Below are 13758 nucleotides of genomic sequence, written 5' to 3' on the forward strand. Positions count from 1 at the left end.
GGCGCAACGACAGGACCGGCCGTACGTCCGGGTCAGAGGTGGGTGACCAGGAGCGTCACACCGGCCTCTCCGCCGCAGTCCACGAAAACGGGACCGACGCCGTTGCCGATCTTGGGATCAAGCGTCGCCTTCGCCACGAACCCCTTCGGGTTGTCCTCCAGGATGCGGATGTTCCGCAACACAGACCTGCCGCCCATCTCGGCGACCACGGCCCGCAGCTTCTCGCCTCCGCCGCAGTTCCCGGTGATCGTGACCTCCTGGCCCTGCTTGACGGTGGGATTGGGGCTGACCTGAACGACCGCTCTGGCGCCCTTCGGCGGCTTCGGCGCCGCCGCGACGGCACTCGCCCCAGTCGTGCCGGACCGGTCACTGGCGGACGCACTGGCGCCCCCCAACCCCAGCACGCCAACCGTCAGACTCACGCCGACGATCGCGGTGATCATTCTCTTGATCATGTGGATTCCCTTTCGAATGGCCATCGTCCGTACACCTGCGGCGATCCTTCGCCGATCGCGGCTCCCGCACTGGATGACAGGCAGGGCCGCCACCGGGTTCGCCTTCAGGTTCGTTCGAACGCTAGGTCAGGCTGAACCGGGTCCGCGTCGTCCATGGCTCGTCACTTGAACCTGCACCGAACGCGCTACGCCCTACATCAAAAGGAGTAGGCGGGTGCGAGTGTCCAGTGCTGGGCGCCGGCTGTCAGGGCCAGAGGCCGCAGTGGTAGGCGTTCTTCAGGTTGATCGGTCGTACCGCTTCAGGAGCGAGCTCGAGCGCGCGGTCGGCGGCGCCCAGGCGGGGCCATCTCGTGTTGCCCACCCCGTTGGGGTCGCCGGTTCGTACGAACCTGGTCCAGTATCCGACGAGCCGGTCGGCCAGGCGCCGCTGCTCGGCGCTGAGCCCCGGCGCGTCCGGGAAGTCGAACAGGTAGAAGGTCTCGGCTCCGTGTGCGGTCGCGGGCCGTACGTGCGCGGGCAGAGGCTCTCCACTGGGCGTGGGTGCCGACGGGTCGGCGAAGACGTAGGCGTAGGTGGCCGCCTTCCTCGCGTGTTCGCGGCCCGACTTCCAGGAGGGGCAGATCCAGCCGCTGTCACTGAACACGCGACTGATCGCCGCGGTGGGAGAGGGGTGGCCGCGCAAGGGGTAGCGTCGCGCGATCCGCGGCGCGGCCGATGCGAAGGCGGTCCTGAGCATGGCCGGGTACTGGCCCGCGGTGATGCCCTCCGGATAGACGGCCAGGGTGAACTCGACATGCTCGTCGCGGACGTTGCCCTGCAGCAGCGGTACGGCCGCCTGCCCGCCCGCGGCGAAGACCTTGGCCGGCTCCTGCGGGACGAGGCTGGTGCCGTAGGCCGCCAGCGGGAACCCGGCGGTGTACGGCAGCAGCTCACCGGCGCTCTTGCGGCGCAGGCAGGCCACGTCGGCGCAGGCCAGTTGCCCGGCCAGAGCCCGTCCGGCGCCTTGGACCGTGCTGAGCGGGTGCCAGGAGGAGATCGCGGGCATGCCCGCGCCCATCGCGCCGGCCGGGTGCCTGGTGCGGCACGACCCGCTCTGGACGATCGCCCGCTGGAACAGGCCCCGGGCGGCCGGTGAGGTCATCAGGGTGCAGGCGCTCATCGCCCCGGCCGAGGCCCCGGCGAGGGTGACCTTGCCGGGATCGCCGCCGAACGCGGCGATGTTGGCGCGCACCCAGCGCAGGGCCGCCACCTGGTCCTGCAGGCCGAAATTGCTGACCTCGCCGAGTTCGGGATGGGCGAAGAAGCCGAACACGCCCAGCCGGTAGTTGACCGTCACGACCACGATGTCTCCGGCCTCGACCAGCCGGGTCGGGTCGTAGATCGAGCCGGCGCCGGTGATGAAACCACCGCCGGGCACCCAGACCATGACCGGGCGTCCCTTGCCGGGCCGGGCGGGCGTGCTCACCTCCAGGGTCAGGCAGTCCTCGCTCTGCGGGGTGCCCTTGGGCATGTCGGGCGCCTCCGGCTGCAGGCACGCCGGTCCTGCCTCCGTCGCGTCGCGGGCGCCTGTCCAGGAGCTCGCCGGCTGAGGCGGTTGCCAGCGCCGCTCCCCGACGGGCGGGGCGGCGTACGGGATGTTGCGAAAGCGGTGAACGCCGTCCTTTTCTGTGCCTCGTACCTCGCCCGAGGTCGTCATGGCGGCGGGGGCCGTGAGCCGGTCGGCCTGGGCGGGGAGAGCGCCCGCCGTGAGTGCCGAAAGGCTCGCCAGTGCGGCGAGGAGCGCCGCGGCCGCTCGTGTGGGGCCGGTCATCGTCCGCGGCCGCTCTGCTTGGCCTTCTTGCTGCCCCAGCCGGCCAGCAGTGCTCCGAGGACGACGGCCAGCGCGAAGCCCGCGAGCCGCGTCGCGAATCCGCCGGGCAGCCAGGCCAGCAGTCCGGCGTTGTCGTGGTCGGTCAGCAGCCGGATGGCGCCCTGTGCTCCCAGGACCAGGAGCAGCATGCCGATGATCAGCACGGTGACGTGCTTCATGAGGGGGTCGTCTCCTCTCGCCCCGAAGGGCCGTGATGGCAGGCGCGAACACGCCTTTCACTGTTTATGGTGCGTTCGAACCATAACACCGGTCTTGATACGATCGCACCACAAACGGGTCGCAAGGGAGGGACCGCATGCCGAAACTGGTGGACCATGATCAGCGCCGCCGCCAGATCGCAGCAGCCGTATGGCGCCTGGCCACCCGTGGCGGCCTGGAGGACGTCACCTTGAGGCAGGTCGCCGCCGAGGCCGAGGTCTCCGCCCGGCTGTTGCAGTACTACTTCGGTACCCGCGACCAGTTGCTGCTCGGGGCGCTGAAGATCCTCAACGACGACGCCGAGCAACGGGCTCGCGAACGCCTCGCGCTGCTCGGCGACGCGCCCGGCATGCATGCGATCGTTCGGGGAGTGCTGCTGGAGCTGCTGCCGCTGGACGAGGAACGGCGTAACCGGCACCTGGTGTACGCCGCCTACTTCGTCCGCTTCCTGACCGACCCCGCCCTGGCCGAGGTCGCCCGCGACGCGCCGCTCGCGCTGGAGAACCTCGTCGCCGGCCTGATCGCGCGAGGGCAGGAGCTCGGCCAGGTGCCACAGGACGTCGACGCCGCGGCCGAGGCCGTGTTCCTGCTGGCGGGCGCCGAGGGGATTCAGTCGAGCGTCCTGCTGGGGCAGCGATCCGCAGCAGACGCCGTAGCCCTGATCGACCACCAGCTCGCCCGCGTCTTCACCACGACGAACCACGAATGACCCTCATGAGCCTCGACGCAGACCGGCGGTTGTCAGAGGCGGCGCATCGACCGGCAGGAAGGCGGCGGGACGTGCGGTGGCGACGGCGAGCGTGGCGGTGGGACGGTCCGGCCGCGTGAACGAGGACTTCACCGGTGCAGGGCCCCCACGAACATCGACGGCAGGAAGGAGCCGGGTGCAGCACGACCACGTCCGAGCAGTCGCAGTCTTCCTGGCCACCTGGGCCCAGCAGACCGGCCTGACCCGGAGCTGAGAACTCCCGGCCGGGCAACCACCTGTCAGCGCTGCGGGGACGGCAGGTGGGTACGTCAGGGGGCGAACACCGGTGTGCGTTACGCAGGGCAAAGTGCCTTCTTCCGTCATACGGGCCCTGTCGCTGACACTTTCTGTGCGAACAACACGTAACCAACGCACAGAAAGTGTGGTTTCTGGTGATTCTGAACGTCGATACCCTGCGGCGTCGTCCGGGGGGTCGTCCGGTGACGACGGGGCGGGAGATTCCGCATGACCAGCTGGACCAGTTCTCGCCGCCGGAGGTGAGGGCGGCGCTGGTGGGTGAGGCGGAGGCCCTGCCGGGGGTGTTCACCGGGCCGAGCCAGGTGTCGGAGCCGTCGTCGCTGGCGTTGCGGTTGCGGCGTCCGGTGGGGCCGTGGGAGGCGTTCCTGCATCCGAGCCAGGACGAGTTCGGGCACATCCACCGCGCGGGCTTCATGCATCTGACGGTGCCGTTGCCGCTGGTCGCGCCGCTGGTGGAGGCAGGGTGGGCGGAGCCGCACCCGATCAGCCTGCGGCCGGAGTGGCCGGACACGATCGTGATGCTCTACGCCCCGCGCGATGAGGACGAGTTGGCGGTCGCGGTGGCGGTGCTCCGGGCGTCATGGGAACAGGCGTCCGGCGTCTCCGGAGAGAAGAAGTGAGCGGGACGCTCAGGAAGATCGCCGTCTCGGTCGCGGTGTGAGCTGGAGGTTCGACGTGTTTGTCATGTTCGTTGCTTATATCGTGGTGGCCGTCCTGATGGCGGTGGTGCTGGCCGGGTCGGCGCGGGCGAAGCTGGTCCGGGATGCGAAGATCACCGCGGGGTTGACCGCGGTGGGGGTGCCTGAGGAGTGGTTCCCGCGGCTGGCGGCTCTGGAGATCGCCGGAGCGCTGGGACTGCTCGCGGGGATCGTGTTCCGGCCGCTGGGGGTCGCCGCGGGCGTCGGTGTGGTGCTGTACTTCGCGGGGGCGCTGGTGACTCACCTGCGGGCGCGTGACGTCAAGGGCGCACCGGTCCCGGCGGTCCTGCTGCTGGTGGCCGTCGCGCCCGTGGCCTTGGGGCTCGCCACCGTCTGACGGGCCCCGTGGACGAACGTCCTGATCTCACCGGCGCCCGGGGCGCCCGGGGCAAGGGCCAGGCGTACGAACTGCCGGGGGACGAGCGGGACGCCAGGAGGCCGGCGGAAGGCGTGGCGAGGCGCCGCGGCTTCGCCACACCGGCCGACCTGTGATGGGCGTCGCGCCCGCGATCACGTCCGGTATCGGAAGATGATCCGGCCGCGGGTGAGGTCGTACGGGCTGAGCTCCACCAGGACCCGGTCGTACGGCAGGATCTTGATGAAGTTCTTGCGTATCTTCCCGCTGATATGCGCCAGCACCTTGTGGCCGTTCTCCAACTCCACCCTGAAGGTGGCGTTGCGCAGACACTCGACGACGGTGCCCTCTACTTCGATGCCGCCTGCTGTTCTTGGCATGACTCTCGCTTTTCTCTGCTCGGTAACGGTGACGGAGTGGGGCGTCAGCGCAGCACCAACTCCAGGTTCCGGCTCGTACACCGCGCGCCGACCCCCTCGAACAGCGCCATGGCCGCCCGGTTGGATTCGTTCACCTCGGCCGAGGCCCTTTCGACTCCCTGCCGGTGCAGCGAACCCAGTACGTGGGCGAGCAGCGCCCGCGCGACACCCCGGCGTCGCCTGTCGGAGCGGACCGCGACCAGCCCGATCCGCGGTTGCCGGACCACCGGCGCGAGTCGCAGCAGGCCCACGTACTCTCCGGCCTGTGCCGCCACCACGTACTTCGACGGATCCAGCACGGTGACGCCGGCCGGGAGAGGCACCACCTCGGCCGGCATCTCCTGCCAGCCGACGGTGGCCTCGACCTCGTCGCGGATCGCGCGGTCCAGCGTGCGCAGCGGACCCTCCTCGACCTCGCCGGCCGCCACGATCGTCACGCCCTCCGGCGGCGGCACCGGGCCGAGGCCCGTGACCTCGGGGTCAGTGGGCAGGAGGTACTCCCGTTCGCGGCGCCTGGTCGTGAACCCGGCTCGTTCCCAATGGGCTGCCAGGTCGAGGTCGTCCTCGTCGACCAGCGTGTGGAGCGGCCTCGGCAGGTCCGCGAGCATGGCGTCGGCGAGCCGGGCGAAGGCCGCGCCGTGCCATGCGTCGACGCTGATGAACATCCGGCCGTCGGGCCTGCCCGAGGTGTCGCCGTGGCCGACCACCCGGTCGTCCTCCACGGCGTGCCATCGCGTCTCCGAGACCCGCGTGACGACTACGGCAGGCTCGCCCGCGCCGGACGTGAATTGCGCAGAATGCATAGGTGTTGCCTTTCGGGATTGCCTGGTCAAGGCGCTCCCGGCGACACCTACGTCATTCGCCCGACCGTGACGACGAGTGGGAGCACCCACGTCGATACAACGTTCATGGGTCTCACCTCCTCGTGTGCTGTCACGGTGCGCGGAACGCTACCAACGTGAACATCATCGCGTCCAACCATTTTTCGGACGGCGGCCGTCGGATCGGCGCCTATGATCCCGGCTCGCTGTAGAGGGCGGTCATCCAGATGTGGGTGAGGACCTCGACGAGGGTGTCCTCGTCGGCGAAGGGGGCCACGTCGAGGGCGGCGAGGTAGTAGAGGCGCTCCCCGAGCCAGGTCAGCGCCGCCCCCAGGGCGGCTGGATCCACGTCCGGCCCGGTGGTGCGCTCGCTCGTGATGCGCTCGGTGGTGACGGCCGTGAAGCCCGCCATCTGGTCGTGCCACAGCGCGGTGAGCTCCGGATCGGTCCGCCAGTTCTCCACGATGGCCCGCAACACGGGCGCCTCCTCGCGCCACAGGCGGGCCCCCTGAAGGATGCCGTGTCGTACGGAGGCCCGCCGCTGGTCGGGTTCGTCGTGCGTGAGCCAGGGCTGCGCGACCTCGTGACCACGGGCGATGGCGCGGCGTACGAGCTCGGCCAGGACCTCGTGCTTGCTCGCGAAGTAGAAGTAGAAGCTGCCGCGCGCCACCTGGGCGGCGGCCAGGATGTCGGCCACGCTCAGCTCGTCGAAGCGCCGTTCGTCGAGGAGGCCGCGTGTGGCGGCCAGGATCACCTCGCGCAGGTCACGGTCGTCGTCCTTCGGCCGTGGGGCTCGCCGGCCCGCTCTCGCCTCCATTCTCGAAATCCTAACGTCTAGACAGCCTGTCTAGACGCTATGTACAGTCCTCGCCATGAGATACACGACGTTCGGAACGAGCGGGTTACGGGTTTCCGAGCTGATCCTCGGGACGATGGGCTTCGGCGAGGACTGGGGCTGGGGCGCTCCGCCCGAGGAATGCCGCAGGATGTTCACCGCGTACGCCGAGGCGGGCGGGAACGTGATCGACACGGCGAACAGGTACACCGAGGGCTCCAGCGAGCGCATCGTCGGTGAACTGATCGGCAAGGAGCGGGACCGCTACGTACTCACCACCAAGTACACGCTGTCCATGGACGGAGAGGACCCCAACACCGCGGGCAACCACCGCAAGAACCTGAGGCGGTCGGTGGAGGAGAGCCTGCGACGCCTGGGCACCGACTACCTGGACCTGCTGTGGGTGCACATCTGGGACCCCGACACCCCGATCGAGGAGACGCTACGCGCCCTCGACGACCTGGTACGCGCCGGCAAGGTGCTCTACCTGGGCTTCTCCGACGTGCCCGCCTGGGTGATCGCGCGTGCCAACACCATCGCCGAGTTGCGCGGGTGGACGCCGTTCATCGGCCTGCAGCTGTCGTACAGCCTGCTGGAACGCGACATCGAGCGCGAACTGCTGCCGATGGCCGAAACGCTGGGCCTGTCGGTGGCCGCGTGGGCGCCGCTGGCCCGCGGCGTACTGTCGGGGAAGTTCACCCGTACCGACGCCACCGCCGGGTCCCGGATCAGCCGCGACGCCGTACCCGAGCGCCACCTGGCGATCGCCGCCGAGGTCGACGCCGTCGCCGACGAGCTCGGCGTCTCCTCCTCCCAGGTCGCCCTCGCCTGGACCCGGGCGCACCGCACCTGGATCCATCCGATCTCCGGCGCCAGGACTTTCGACCAGCTCACCGACAACCTCGCCGCCTGCGACCTGCGGTTGCCGCCGGAGACGGTGGAACGGCTCGACGAGGCCAGCGCCTTTCCGCTCGGGTTCCCGCAGAACTTCATCCAGATGTCGCGTGAGTTCGTCTACGGCCCCTCGGCCGCCCGCTTCGACCGCCGAGTGCCCTGATCGACGGCCACGGCGGACGGCCACGTCCATCCGGGCGCAGCCGTACGGGCAGCAGCGGCGCCTTGGTGTGCCGCTCGTCGCCGATCACTTGGAACAAGGCCCGCCGGTCGGTCATGTCGCCCTTGCCGCTCGGCTCTCGGCCGAAGACGGCGAGGAGCGCCGTACGGGTGCCAGTGCGTTCGCTCCAGTCGACGAAGGCACGCGATTCCGCCGGGTCCTCGCCGAAGAACTCGTCGAACAGCAGCAGGCTGCCCCCGCTCAGCAAGGGGGTGAGCCAGTCGAGGGCGCATGTGGTCGCCGATTCCAGGTCGGCGTCGAGGTGGGCGAGGCTGACCTGGCCGATCTCGGCGGCGAGCTGGGGTGTGAGGGAGTCCTCGAATCTTCGGTCGGTCGTCCGGGGGCCGCTGGCTAGCGGTCGTCGAAGGTGTCGTGCCAGTGCTCGGCGGCGCGGATCATTTCGTTGCTGAGGTGCTGGAGGAGCCGGCCCATGCTCTTGAGCCGGGCTCCGGCGGGAGAGGCGGGGTCGAGGGCTTCGGCTCCGTGGAGAGCGGCGGCTGCGAGCTGGGCGTTCCTGCGGGCGCTGGCCATCCAGGACGGGTACAGGATGTCGCCGTCGATGACGTAGCGGTCGCGGCGGCGCCGCGGGTCTCGCTCGCGCCGGATCAGCTGGTGCTGTTCGAGCAGGCCGACGGCCTTGGAGACGGACGCCGGGCTGACCTGGAGGCGCTGGACGAGCTCGGCGGCGGTGAGGCTGCCGCTGTCGGTGACGTACAGGCTGACGAGCACCCGGGCGGCGGTGCGCGACAGGCCGGTGTCGACGAGCATCGCGGTGAAGGTCTCCTCCAGCTCCCCGGTGGTGCGCGGGTCCCGCCCGTCGAGGACGGCCGGCGCCGGGGGAGGGGCGGCGGGTCTGCGGCGGCGGGCTCGGATCGCGGTCGCATGGTGGGCGCGGTCGGCGTCGTAGCCGCCGGCTCCGCCGTTTCGGGTGACTTCGCGGGTGATGGTCGAGACCGGGCGCTGGAGACGGCCGGCGATCTCGCTGTAGGTGAGCCCGTCGGTCAGCCCTGCGGCGATCTGACGACGTTCTTCGTGGGTCAGCCTTCCGCCCGGCATCGGCGATCTCCCTCCTGCGTGACTGCCCAGTATTGCGTTCGGCGACATCTCATTGCAAATTGTTTTTGCGTTTGGCCGCATCGTCATTGCAATCACCTGCGGAAACATGATTGACAGCACGGTGAAGGCAACGTAGCTTTTATTTTTGAATAAACACGTACTATCTCGTCTGAACGAAGGAGTTCGGCATGGTCACGCACCTCTTGCTCGCCGCCGTGACGGCGGTGAGCTCCCCCGGAGTGCAGAGCGCGCTCGACCGGGCGGTCACCGACAGCGGCGCGCCAGGGATCGCCGCCGAAGTGCGCGACGGGCGGGAGCGGTGGTTCGGCTCCGCCGGCGTCTCCGACACCGAGACCGGCCGCAAGCGCAGGCCGAACGAGCGATTCAGGATCGGCAGCGCCACCAAGGCGTTCACCGCCACCGTGGTCCTGCAACTGGCCGGCGAGGGCAAGCTGCACCTGGACGACTCCGTGGAGCGCTGGCTGCCCGGCCTCCTCCAGGGCAACGGCTACGACGGCGGCCAGGTCACCATCCGGCAGCTGCTCAACCACACCAGCGGGATCTTCAGCTACACCAGCGACACCGAGTTCTTCGCCCAGGGGCAGGGCGCGGCCTGGCTGGAGCACCGCTACGACACCGTCACCCCGGAGCAGCTGGTGAAGATCGCGCTGCGCAACCCGCCGTACTTCGGCCCGGGCGAGGGGTTCGCCTATTCCAACACCAACTACATCCTGGCCGCCATGATCGTCGAGAAGGCGACGGGACACACCTTCGGCCAGGAGGTGACGCGGCGCGTCATCCGGCCGCTGCGGTTGACCGGAACCTACTTACCCGCGCTGGAGGCGAAGATCCGAGGGCCGCACCCCGTGCACTACTCCACCCTGTTCTCCCAGGACCCCGACCCCACGATCTACGACGCCACCGACATGAACCAGTCCGGCGCCTGGTCGGCGGGCGGCATGGTCTCGACGGTCGGCGACCTCAACCGGTTCATGGGCGCCCTGCTGGGGGGACGCCTGCTGCCCGCCGCCCAGCAGAAGGAGATGTTCACCACCGTCGCCACCCAGGGGTGGATCCCCGACACCCGGTACGGCCTCGGCGTCTTCGCCCAGAAGCTCCCGTGCGGCGTCTGGGTCTGGGGCGCCGCCGGGGCCACGTACGGCTCCTGGACGTACGCCATGGGGGCGCGTGACGGCCGGCACATGCTCACCACCGAGATCAACGGCGACTGGAGCGGCCTGAGCGTCTTCTCCGACGTCCTGTCGGCCGAATTCTGCCCCAAGGGGCCGCGTTGACCACGCCCGTACGGACCGCCCGCTCGCCGGCGCCTCGGCCTGAGCGCAACAAGAAGGGTGTTCGCGCTATGTCGAGCTGACCTCGCCGTCGGAGGCCGGCCGGGTGGCGGCGAAGTACGGCCGGTGGGCCAAACGATAGAGCACGACGGTCAGGACGACGAGCGCGGCGAACCACCCGACGACCAGGACGGATGACAGCTCGGCGTAGCCGTAACCGGCCAGCAGGCCGGCCGCGCCCAGGCCGGCCACCGCCCAGCGCAGTACGTCCAGCAGGGCGACCCGGGAGTTGTCGCCGCGTGAGCGCATCCGGGTCATGAGGGCGTCCACGATCAGCCAGACCGTGACCAGGGCGCCGGCCGTGGCGGCGATGTCGATCACGTGCCTGAACGGCTCATCCGTACGTGCGCCGCTCGCGAGGACGGCCAGCAGCGAGACGACGACCATGCAGAGGGCGGATGCCTGGGCCCTGGCGAAGGCGTCGCCCGGCCGCTGCAACAGGAGCAGCCCGGCGGCGCACATGCCCCAGCCGACGGGGTCGAACAGCAGGTCGAGGCCATTGAACCGGACCGTGCCGAAGACGATGACAAGCCCGGTGGCGATCTTCGTGACAGGACGCACGTGCAGTGCCCTTCTCTCCTGGTGTCTCTCGCCGGGCGGCCCTCATGGGACGGACGTCAGAATTCGCCGCTCACTGCCTTGTCGCACACCACGTTGGCCAGGGCGCGTTGCCAGGCCACGGGAACGCTGCCCCCGCTCCCGGTCATCTGCCACGGGTCCAGCATGACCTCCGACGAACCCGAGACCAGCCAGGTCCGGTAGCTGAATCGGATCGGCTGCGGCTCGTGCGGCACCGCCGCGCAGTCGGTGATGACGATCCGCCGGGTCACCGTCCTGGTGCCGTCACCCCGAACGGTGATCTCGGCGGGATCGTCCTCCGTGCGCTCGGAAGGGAGCAGACGCAGGCCCGGTATGGCCATCGAGATATCCGTGACGGTGAACGGGGAAAACGCCTGGTTCTCGAGCTCGACCCAGGCGCTGGTGGACAGCACACCATTGTCGTCCACCTGGGCACTGAGAAAGAAGCTGTCGATTTCCCAGCGGATGCGCGGCGTTATCGACCCCGACCACCACAAGCCGGCCGCGACGCACATCAGCACGAGGCAACTGGACACCACAAACGGTAATCGTGTACGCGGGGCGACGCCAAATTGCTGCCATATATCCGCTGAACTCACGAGACGGAACCATATATCGTGGCGCCTTGTGACGATACCCCCATTGATCTTCTGGGTGGCGGCGGTGATCACCGTGCTCGCGGCGGCCACGCCCCTCAGCCAGGGGCGTCTCGGCAGGTTCGCCGCCCTGACGGGACTCACGGTCGACGAGACCGATGCCCGCCGGGTCGTCGGCCATTTCGCCGGGCTGCGCCGATGGCGGCTGGCGGCCGTCGTCCTGGCGGCTCCCGTGGCGGGTCTGACGGGGGATCCGTTCTATCTTGTCGTCGGCTGGTGCGCCGTTCCGGTATTCCGCGTCGTGCGGCCGCCGGTCGCTGACGACATTTATCGCCGGGCCTGGTTGCTCGCCGTTTCCGCTGCCGTCGTTACAGGCTCCTGTCTTCTCGTGGCGCGGGGAATCACACCGACGCGGATTGCCCATGTTGTCGTCGTGGTCGCGGTGGTGGCGGCGATATCGTACGCCGAACGGAAAACCGGGGCCGAAATGCCGGACGAAACAGGGGCAGCCATTCGCCGATGGTCCGTTCGCACCGGCTATTTGGCGGGAAGCGCGATTGTGCTCGCCGGTGTTCTCGTCACTCCCGGGCGGGCGCTGCCGAGCGAATCGCCGCGGTACACGATGCCCAGGGAGTTCCCGGAGCGGCAGGTCTCCTTCGAGAAGATCGGCGAGGTCAAGGCGCCCACCTGTCCGTGGATCGACCAGGTGGACGACCCGTGCCGCTACTGGCTGGTCGACGACGAGCCGTTCCCGCAGGCCGCGCCCTATGTCGTCATGAAAGGCGGGGCGCCGACGGCGGCGCCGTTCGTGGTGAGCCCCGACCGGCGATCCGTCGTCTACCTGGACCGGACCTCGCGCCGCGTGGTCCACCAGCACGGAGGGAACCGGCGTGACCTCAGCGGGACGCTCGCCGACGCGGACGTGCCCGAGGTGAGCATCAGCGAGCGCGGCAGGTACGTCGCCCTGACCAGGAACGGCACCCGCGTCATCGACACCGGTTCCCGGAGCGAGATCACGCTCCCCGGCGTGCTGAAGGTGCTCGAGGTCAGTTCGCCGGGGGTGGTGGTCACGACGGCTTCCCGCCTGATCGTCTACGACCGTCGCGGCAAGGAACGTCTGAGCATCGCCGTCCCCTCCCTGCTCCTGGAGTCCCGTACCGCCTTCCTCAAACCGGACGGCAGCCGGCTCGTGGTCATCAGCGACGACGGCGACCTCGTCGAGACCTACGACCTCACCACCCGCGAACGGATCCATCGTGTACGCCCCCGGCTCCCCGACGGGGATCCGGTCGAGTCGGGCGCCGGCTGGTCGGGCAAGGGCTCGTTCCAGGTCCGCCGGGACGCGGGGGCGGAGGAACGCAGGGACTTCTTCCTCGACCTGGCGACCGGCAGGACCGGACACGTCACGTGAACCAGGTGATCGCCTGGCCGTGGGATCGGGTCCAGGCGAGCGGCCTTCCGTCCAGCGCGAGCACGTTGTGCAGTGCCTCGCCCGGCGGCGCCGGGAGCGTGTCGTAGGGCAGCACGTCCGGGGCCTCGTTCGCGATCCAGTGTCCGGGGAGCCCGCGTACCGTCTCGGCGAACGCCGCCCGTCGCGGCATCGGCACGTGGTACAGCACCGAGCTGTGGAACACCACCAGCGTCGCGTCGGGCGGGGATTGCGCGGCCAGCGCCGGCAGGTCGTCCACCAGGTCGCCCCGTACGAGCAGCGGCGGGTCGGCCGCGACGACGGCCGCCGCCGCCCGCAGCCTGGCGCGGCGGTGCGTGTGTTCGGGCCAGATGAGGGCGTCGAGCCAGGCCAGATCCGCGGGGTCGGTCACGTCGAGCGGGTTCAGGTCCAGGCCGGCCCGCCACACCACCTGGGGCAGCCTGGTCGGCGGCGCCAGGTCGGTGGGCGTGCAGGCGAGGACCGGGTCGCCGGAGCCGACCGGGTGATCGCCGTAACGGTAGGCGTACCGGTCGGGGTAGAGGCACAGCCCGGCGGACGCGCCGACCTCCAGCAGCGCGAGCGGCTGCGGGAGCGCGTTGAGCACCGGGAGCAGGACGGCGCATCGCCCGGCCTCGTTCGTCTGCGTGGTCCGGGTGCGCGTCTCCGCCTCGATCACCGGCCAGTTCGCCACCGTGTAGTCGTGGAACGCGGCCGGATCCTCGACCGGCCCGCCGAGCAACCGGACCACGCCGAACAGCAGGTTCGGCTGCCGCTTGGCCGGCGGAAGCCCGGCGAGCAGAGCCATGAGCTCGGGATCCCGCGTCACCGCGTACGCCAGGCGCTCGTAGGTGGGCGACACACCATGCGCCTCCCGCGCGGCGAAATCAGCGTAGATCGCGGCGATCGTCATAATCCGATGATCGCAGCGAACTCCTCCCGCACCCAGCCGGACGTGGCCCCGGATGGACCTCCGAG

Annotated in this window: 17 protein-coding genes; 7 read left to right on the forward strand and 10 right to left on the reverse strand. The window is 69.8% G+C overall.

The genetic code is table 11. The features are described from left to right. Positions 1 to 32 precede the first annotated feature (32 nt). From IEZ27_RS48775 to IEZ27_RS48785, 3 genes are all read right to left on the reverse strand, one after another. Entirely contained in the window at positions 33 to 443 is a 411-nt protein-coding gene (locus IEZ27_RS48775; RefSeq protein ID WP_229825035.1) for a hypothetical protein, read from the reverse strand. A gap of 256 nt (positions 444 to 699) precedes the next feature. Then, positions 700 to 2265, reverse strand: coding sequence for a carboxylesterase/lipase family protein (locus IEZ27_RS48780; RefSeq protein ID WP_189653495.1), 1566 nt, complete (start codon positions 2263 to 2265; stop codon positions 700 to 702). Beyond that, the gene (locus IEZ27_RS48785; RefSeq protein WP_189653496.1) at positions 2262 to 2483 is read right to left on the reverse strand and encodes a hypothetical protein; all 222 of its coding nucleotides are present in this window, start codon (positions 2481 to 2483) and stop codon (positions 2262 to 2264) included. Before IEZ27_RS48785 ends, IEZ27_RS48780 begins: the two co-directional genes overlap by 4 nt. A gap of 137 nt (positions 2484 to 2620) precedes the next feature. On the opposite strand from IEZ27_RS48785, the gene IEZ27_RS48790 reads away from it, so the two are divergent. The 4 genes from IEZ27_RS48790 to IEZ27_RS48805 all read left to right on the forward strand — a co-directional run bounded on the left by IEZ27_RS48790 (position 2621) and on the right by IEZ27_RS48805 (position 4719). Next, complete coding sequence (locus IEZ27_RS48790) at positions 2621 to 3232, forward strand: TetR/AcrR family transcriptional regulator (protein WP_189653497.1); 612 nt, start codon at positions 2621 to 2623, stop codon at positions 3230 to 3232. Between the two features lie 479 nt (positions 3233 to 3711). Next, a complete protein-coding gene (locus IEZ27_RS48795) occupies positions 3712 to 4149 on the forward strand; it encodes a luciferase domain-containing protein (RefSeq protein WP_189653498.1) in 438 nt (145 codons plus the stop codon). A gap of 64 nt (positions 4150 to 4213) precedes the next feature. After that, positions 4214 to 4564, forward strand: coding sequence for a DoxX family protein (locus IEZ27_RS48800; RefSeq protein ID WP_189653499.1), 351 nt, complete (start codon positions 4214 to 4216; stop codon positions 4562 to 4564). Positions 4565 to 4572: 8 nt separating this feature from the next. Continuing rightward, a complete protein-coding gene (locus IEZ27_RS48805; RefSeq protein ID WP_189653500.1) occupies positions 4573 to 4719 on the forward strand; it encodes a hypothetical protein in 147 nt (48 codons plus the stop codon). A gap of 18 nt (positions 4720 to 4737) precedes the next feature. On the opposite strand, the gene infA is transcribed toward IEZ27_RS48805, so the two are convergent. The 3 genes from infA to IEZ27_RS48820 form a co-directional block, all read right to left on the reverse strand. Then, entirely contained in the window at positions 4738 to 4962 is a 225-nt protein-coding gene (infA, locus tag IEZ27_RS48810; RefSeq protein ID WP_125646029.1) for a translation initiation factor IF-1, read from the reverse strand. A gap of 44 nt (positions 4963 to 5006) precedes the next feature. Further along, the gene (locus tag IEZ27_RS48815; RefSeq protein ID WP_189653501.1) at positions 5007 to 5804 is read right to left on the reverse strand and encodes a GNAT family N-acetyltransferase; all 798 of its coding nucleotides are present in this window, start codon (positions 5802 to 5804) and stop codon (positions 5007 to 5009) included. A 208-nt stretch (positions 5805 to 6012) separates the two neighbouring features. Next, positions 6013 to 6639 (reverse strand): TetR/AcrR family transcriptional regulator, encoded by a 627-nt coding sequence (locus tag IEZ27_RS48820; RefSeq protein WP_189653502.1) that lies wholly within the window; start codon positions 6637 to 6639, stop codon positions 6013 to 6015. Positions 6640 to 6694: 55 nt separating this feature from the next. Here IEZ27_RS48820 and IEZ27_RS48825 point away from each other — a divergent pair, with 55 nt between their 5' ends. Beyond that, positions 6695 to 7714 (forward strand): aldo/keto reductase, encoded by a 1020-nt coding sequence (locus tag IEZ27_RS48825; protein WP_189653503.1) that lies wholly within the window; start codon positions 6695 to 6697, stop codon positions 7712 to 7714. 408 nt (positions 7715 to 8122) lie between these two features. On the opposite strand, the gene IEZ27_RS48830 is transcribed toward IEZ27_RS48825, so the two are convergent. Beyond that, positions 8123 to 8827: a GbsR/MarR family transcriptional regulator gene (locus IEZ27_RS48830; RefSeq protein WP_189653504.1), complete on the reverse strand. Its 705-nt coding sequence runs from the start codon at positions 8825 to 8827 to the stop codon at positions 8123 to 8125. Positions 8828 to 9015: 188 nt separating this feature from the next. Here IEZ27_RS48830 and IEZ27_RS48835 point away from each other — a divergent pair, with 188 nt between their 5' ends. Beyond that, positions 9016 to 10122 (forward strand): serine hydrolase domain-containing protein, encoded by a 1107-nt coding sequence (locus IEZ27_RS48835; protein ID WP_189653505.1) that lies wholly within the window; start codon positions 9016 to 9018, stop codon positions 10120 to 10122. Positions 10123 to 10188: 66 nt separating this feature from the next. Here IEZ27_RS48835 and IEZ27_RS48840 read toward each other — a convergent pair whose 3' ends face one another. Next, positions 10189 to 10740 (reverse strand): hypothetical protein, encoded by a 552-nt coding sequence (locus IEZ27_RS48840; RefSeq protein ID WP_189653506.1) that lies wholly within the window; start codon positions 10738 to 10740, stop codon positions 10189 to 10191. 56 nt (positions 10741 to 10796) lie between these two features. After that, complete coding sequence (locus IEZ27_RS48845; RefSeq protein WP_189653507.1) at positions 10797 to 11447, reverse strand: hypothetical protein; 651 nt, start codon at positions 11445 to 11447, stop codon at positions 10797 to 10799. A gap of 466 nt (positions 11448 to 11913) precedes the next feature. Between IEZ27_RS48845 and IEZ27_RS48850 the strand changes: the two genes are divergently transcribed. Continuing rightward, the gene (locus IEZ27_RS48850) at positions 11914 to 12765 is read left to right on the forward strand and encodes a hypothetical protein (RefSeq protein WP_189653508.1); all 852 of its coding nucleotides are present in this window, start codon (positions 11914 to 11916) and stop codon (positions 12763 to 12765) included. Here the strand turns inward: IEZ27_RS48850 and IEZ27_RS48855 are convergent. Continuing rightward, the gene (locus IEZ27_RS48855; RefSeq protein WP_189653509.1) at positions 12758 to 13693 is read right to left on the reverse strand and encodes a DUF2332 domain-containing protein; all 936 of its coding nucleotides are present in this window, start codon (positions 13691 to 13693) and stop codon (positions 12758 to 12760) included. The genes IEZ27_RS48850 and IEZ27_RS48855 overlap by 8 nt on opposite strands. Positions 13694 to 13758 lie beyond the last annotated feature (65 nt).

Source organism: Nonomuraea spiralis (genome assembly GCF_014648435.1).
Lineage (GTDB): Bacteria > Actinomycetota > Actinomycetes > Streptosporangiales > Streptosporangiaceae > Nonomuraea > Nonomuraea spiralis.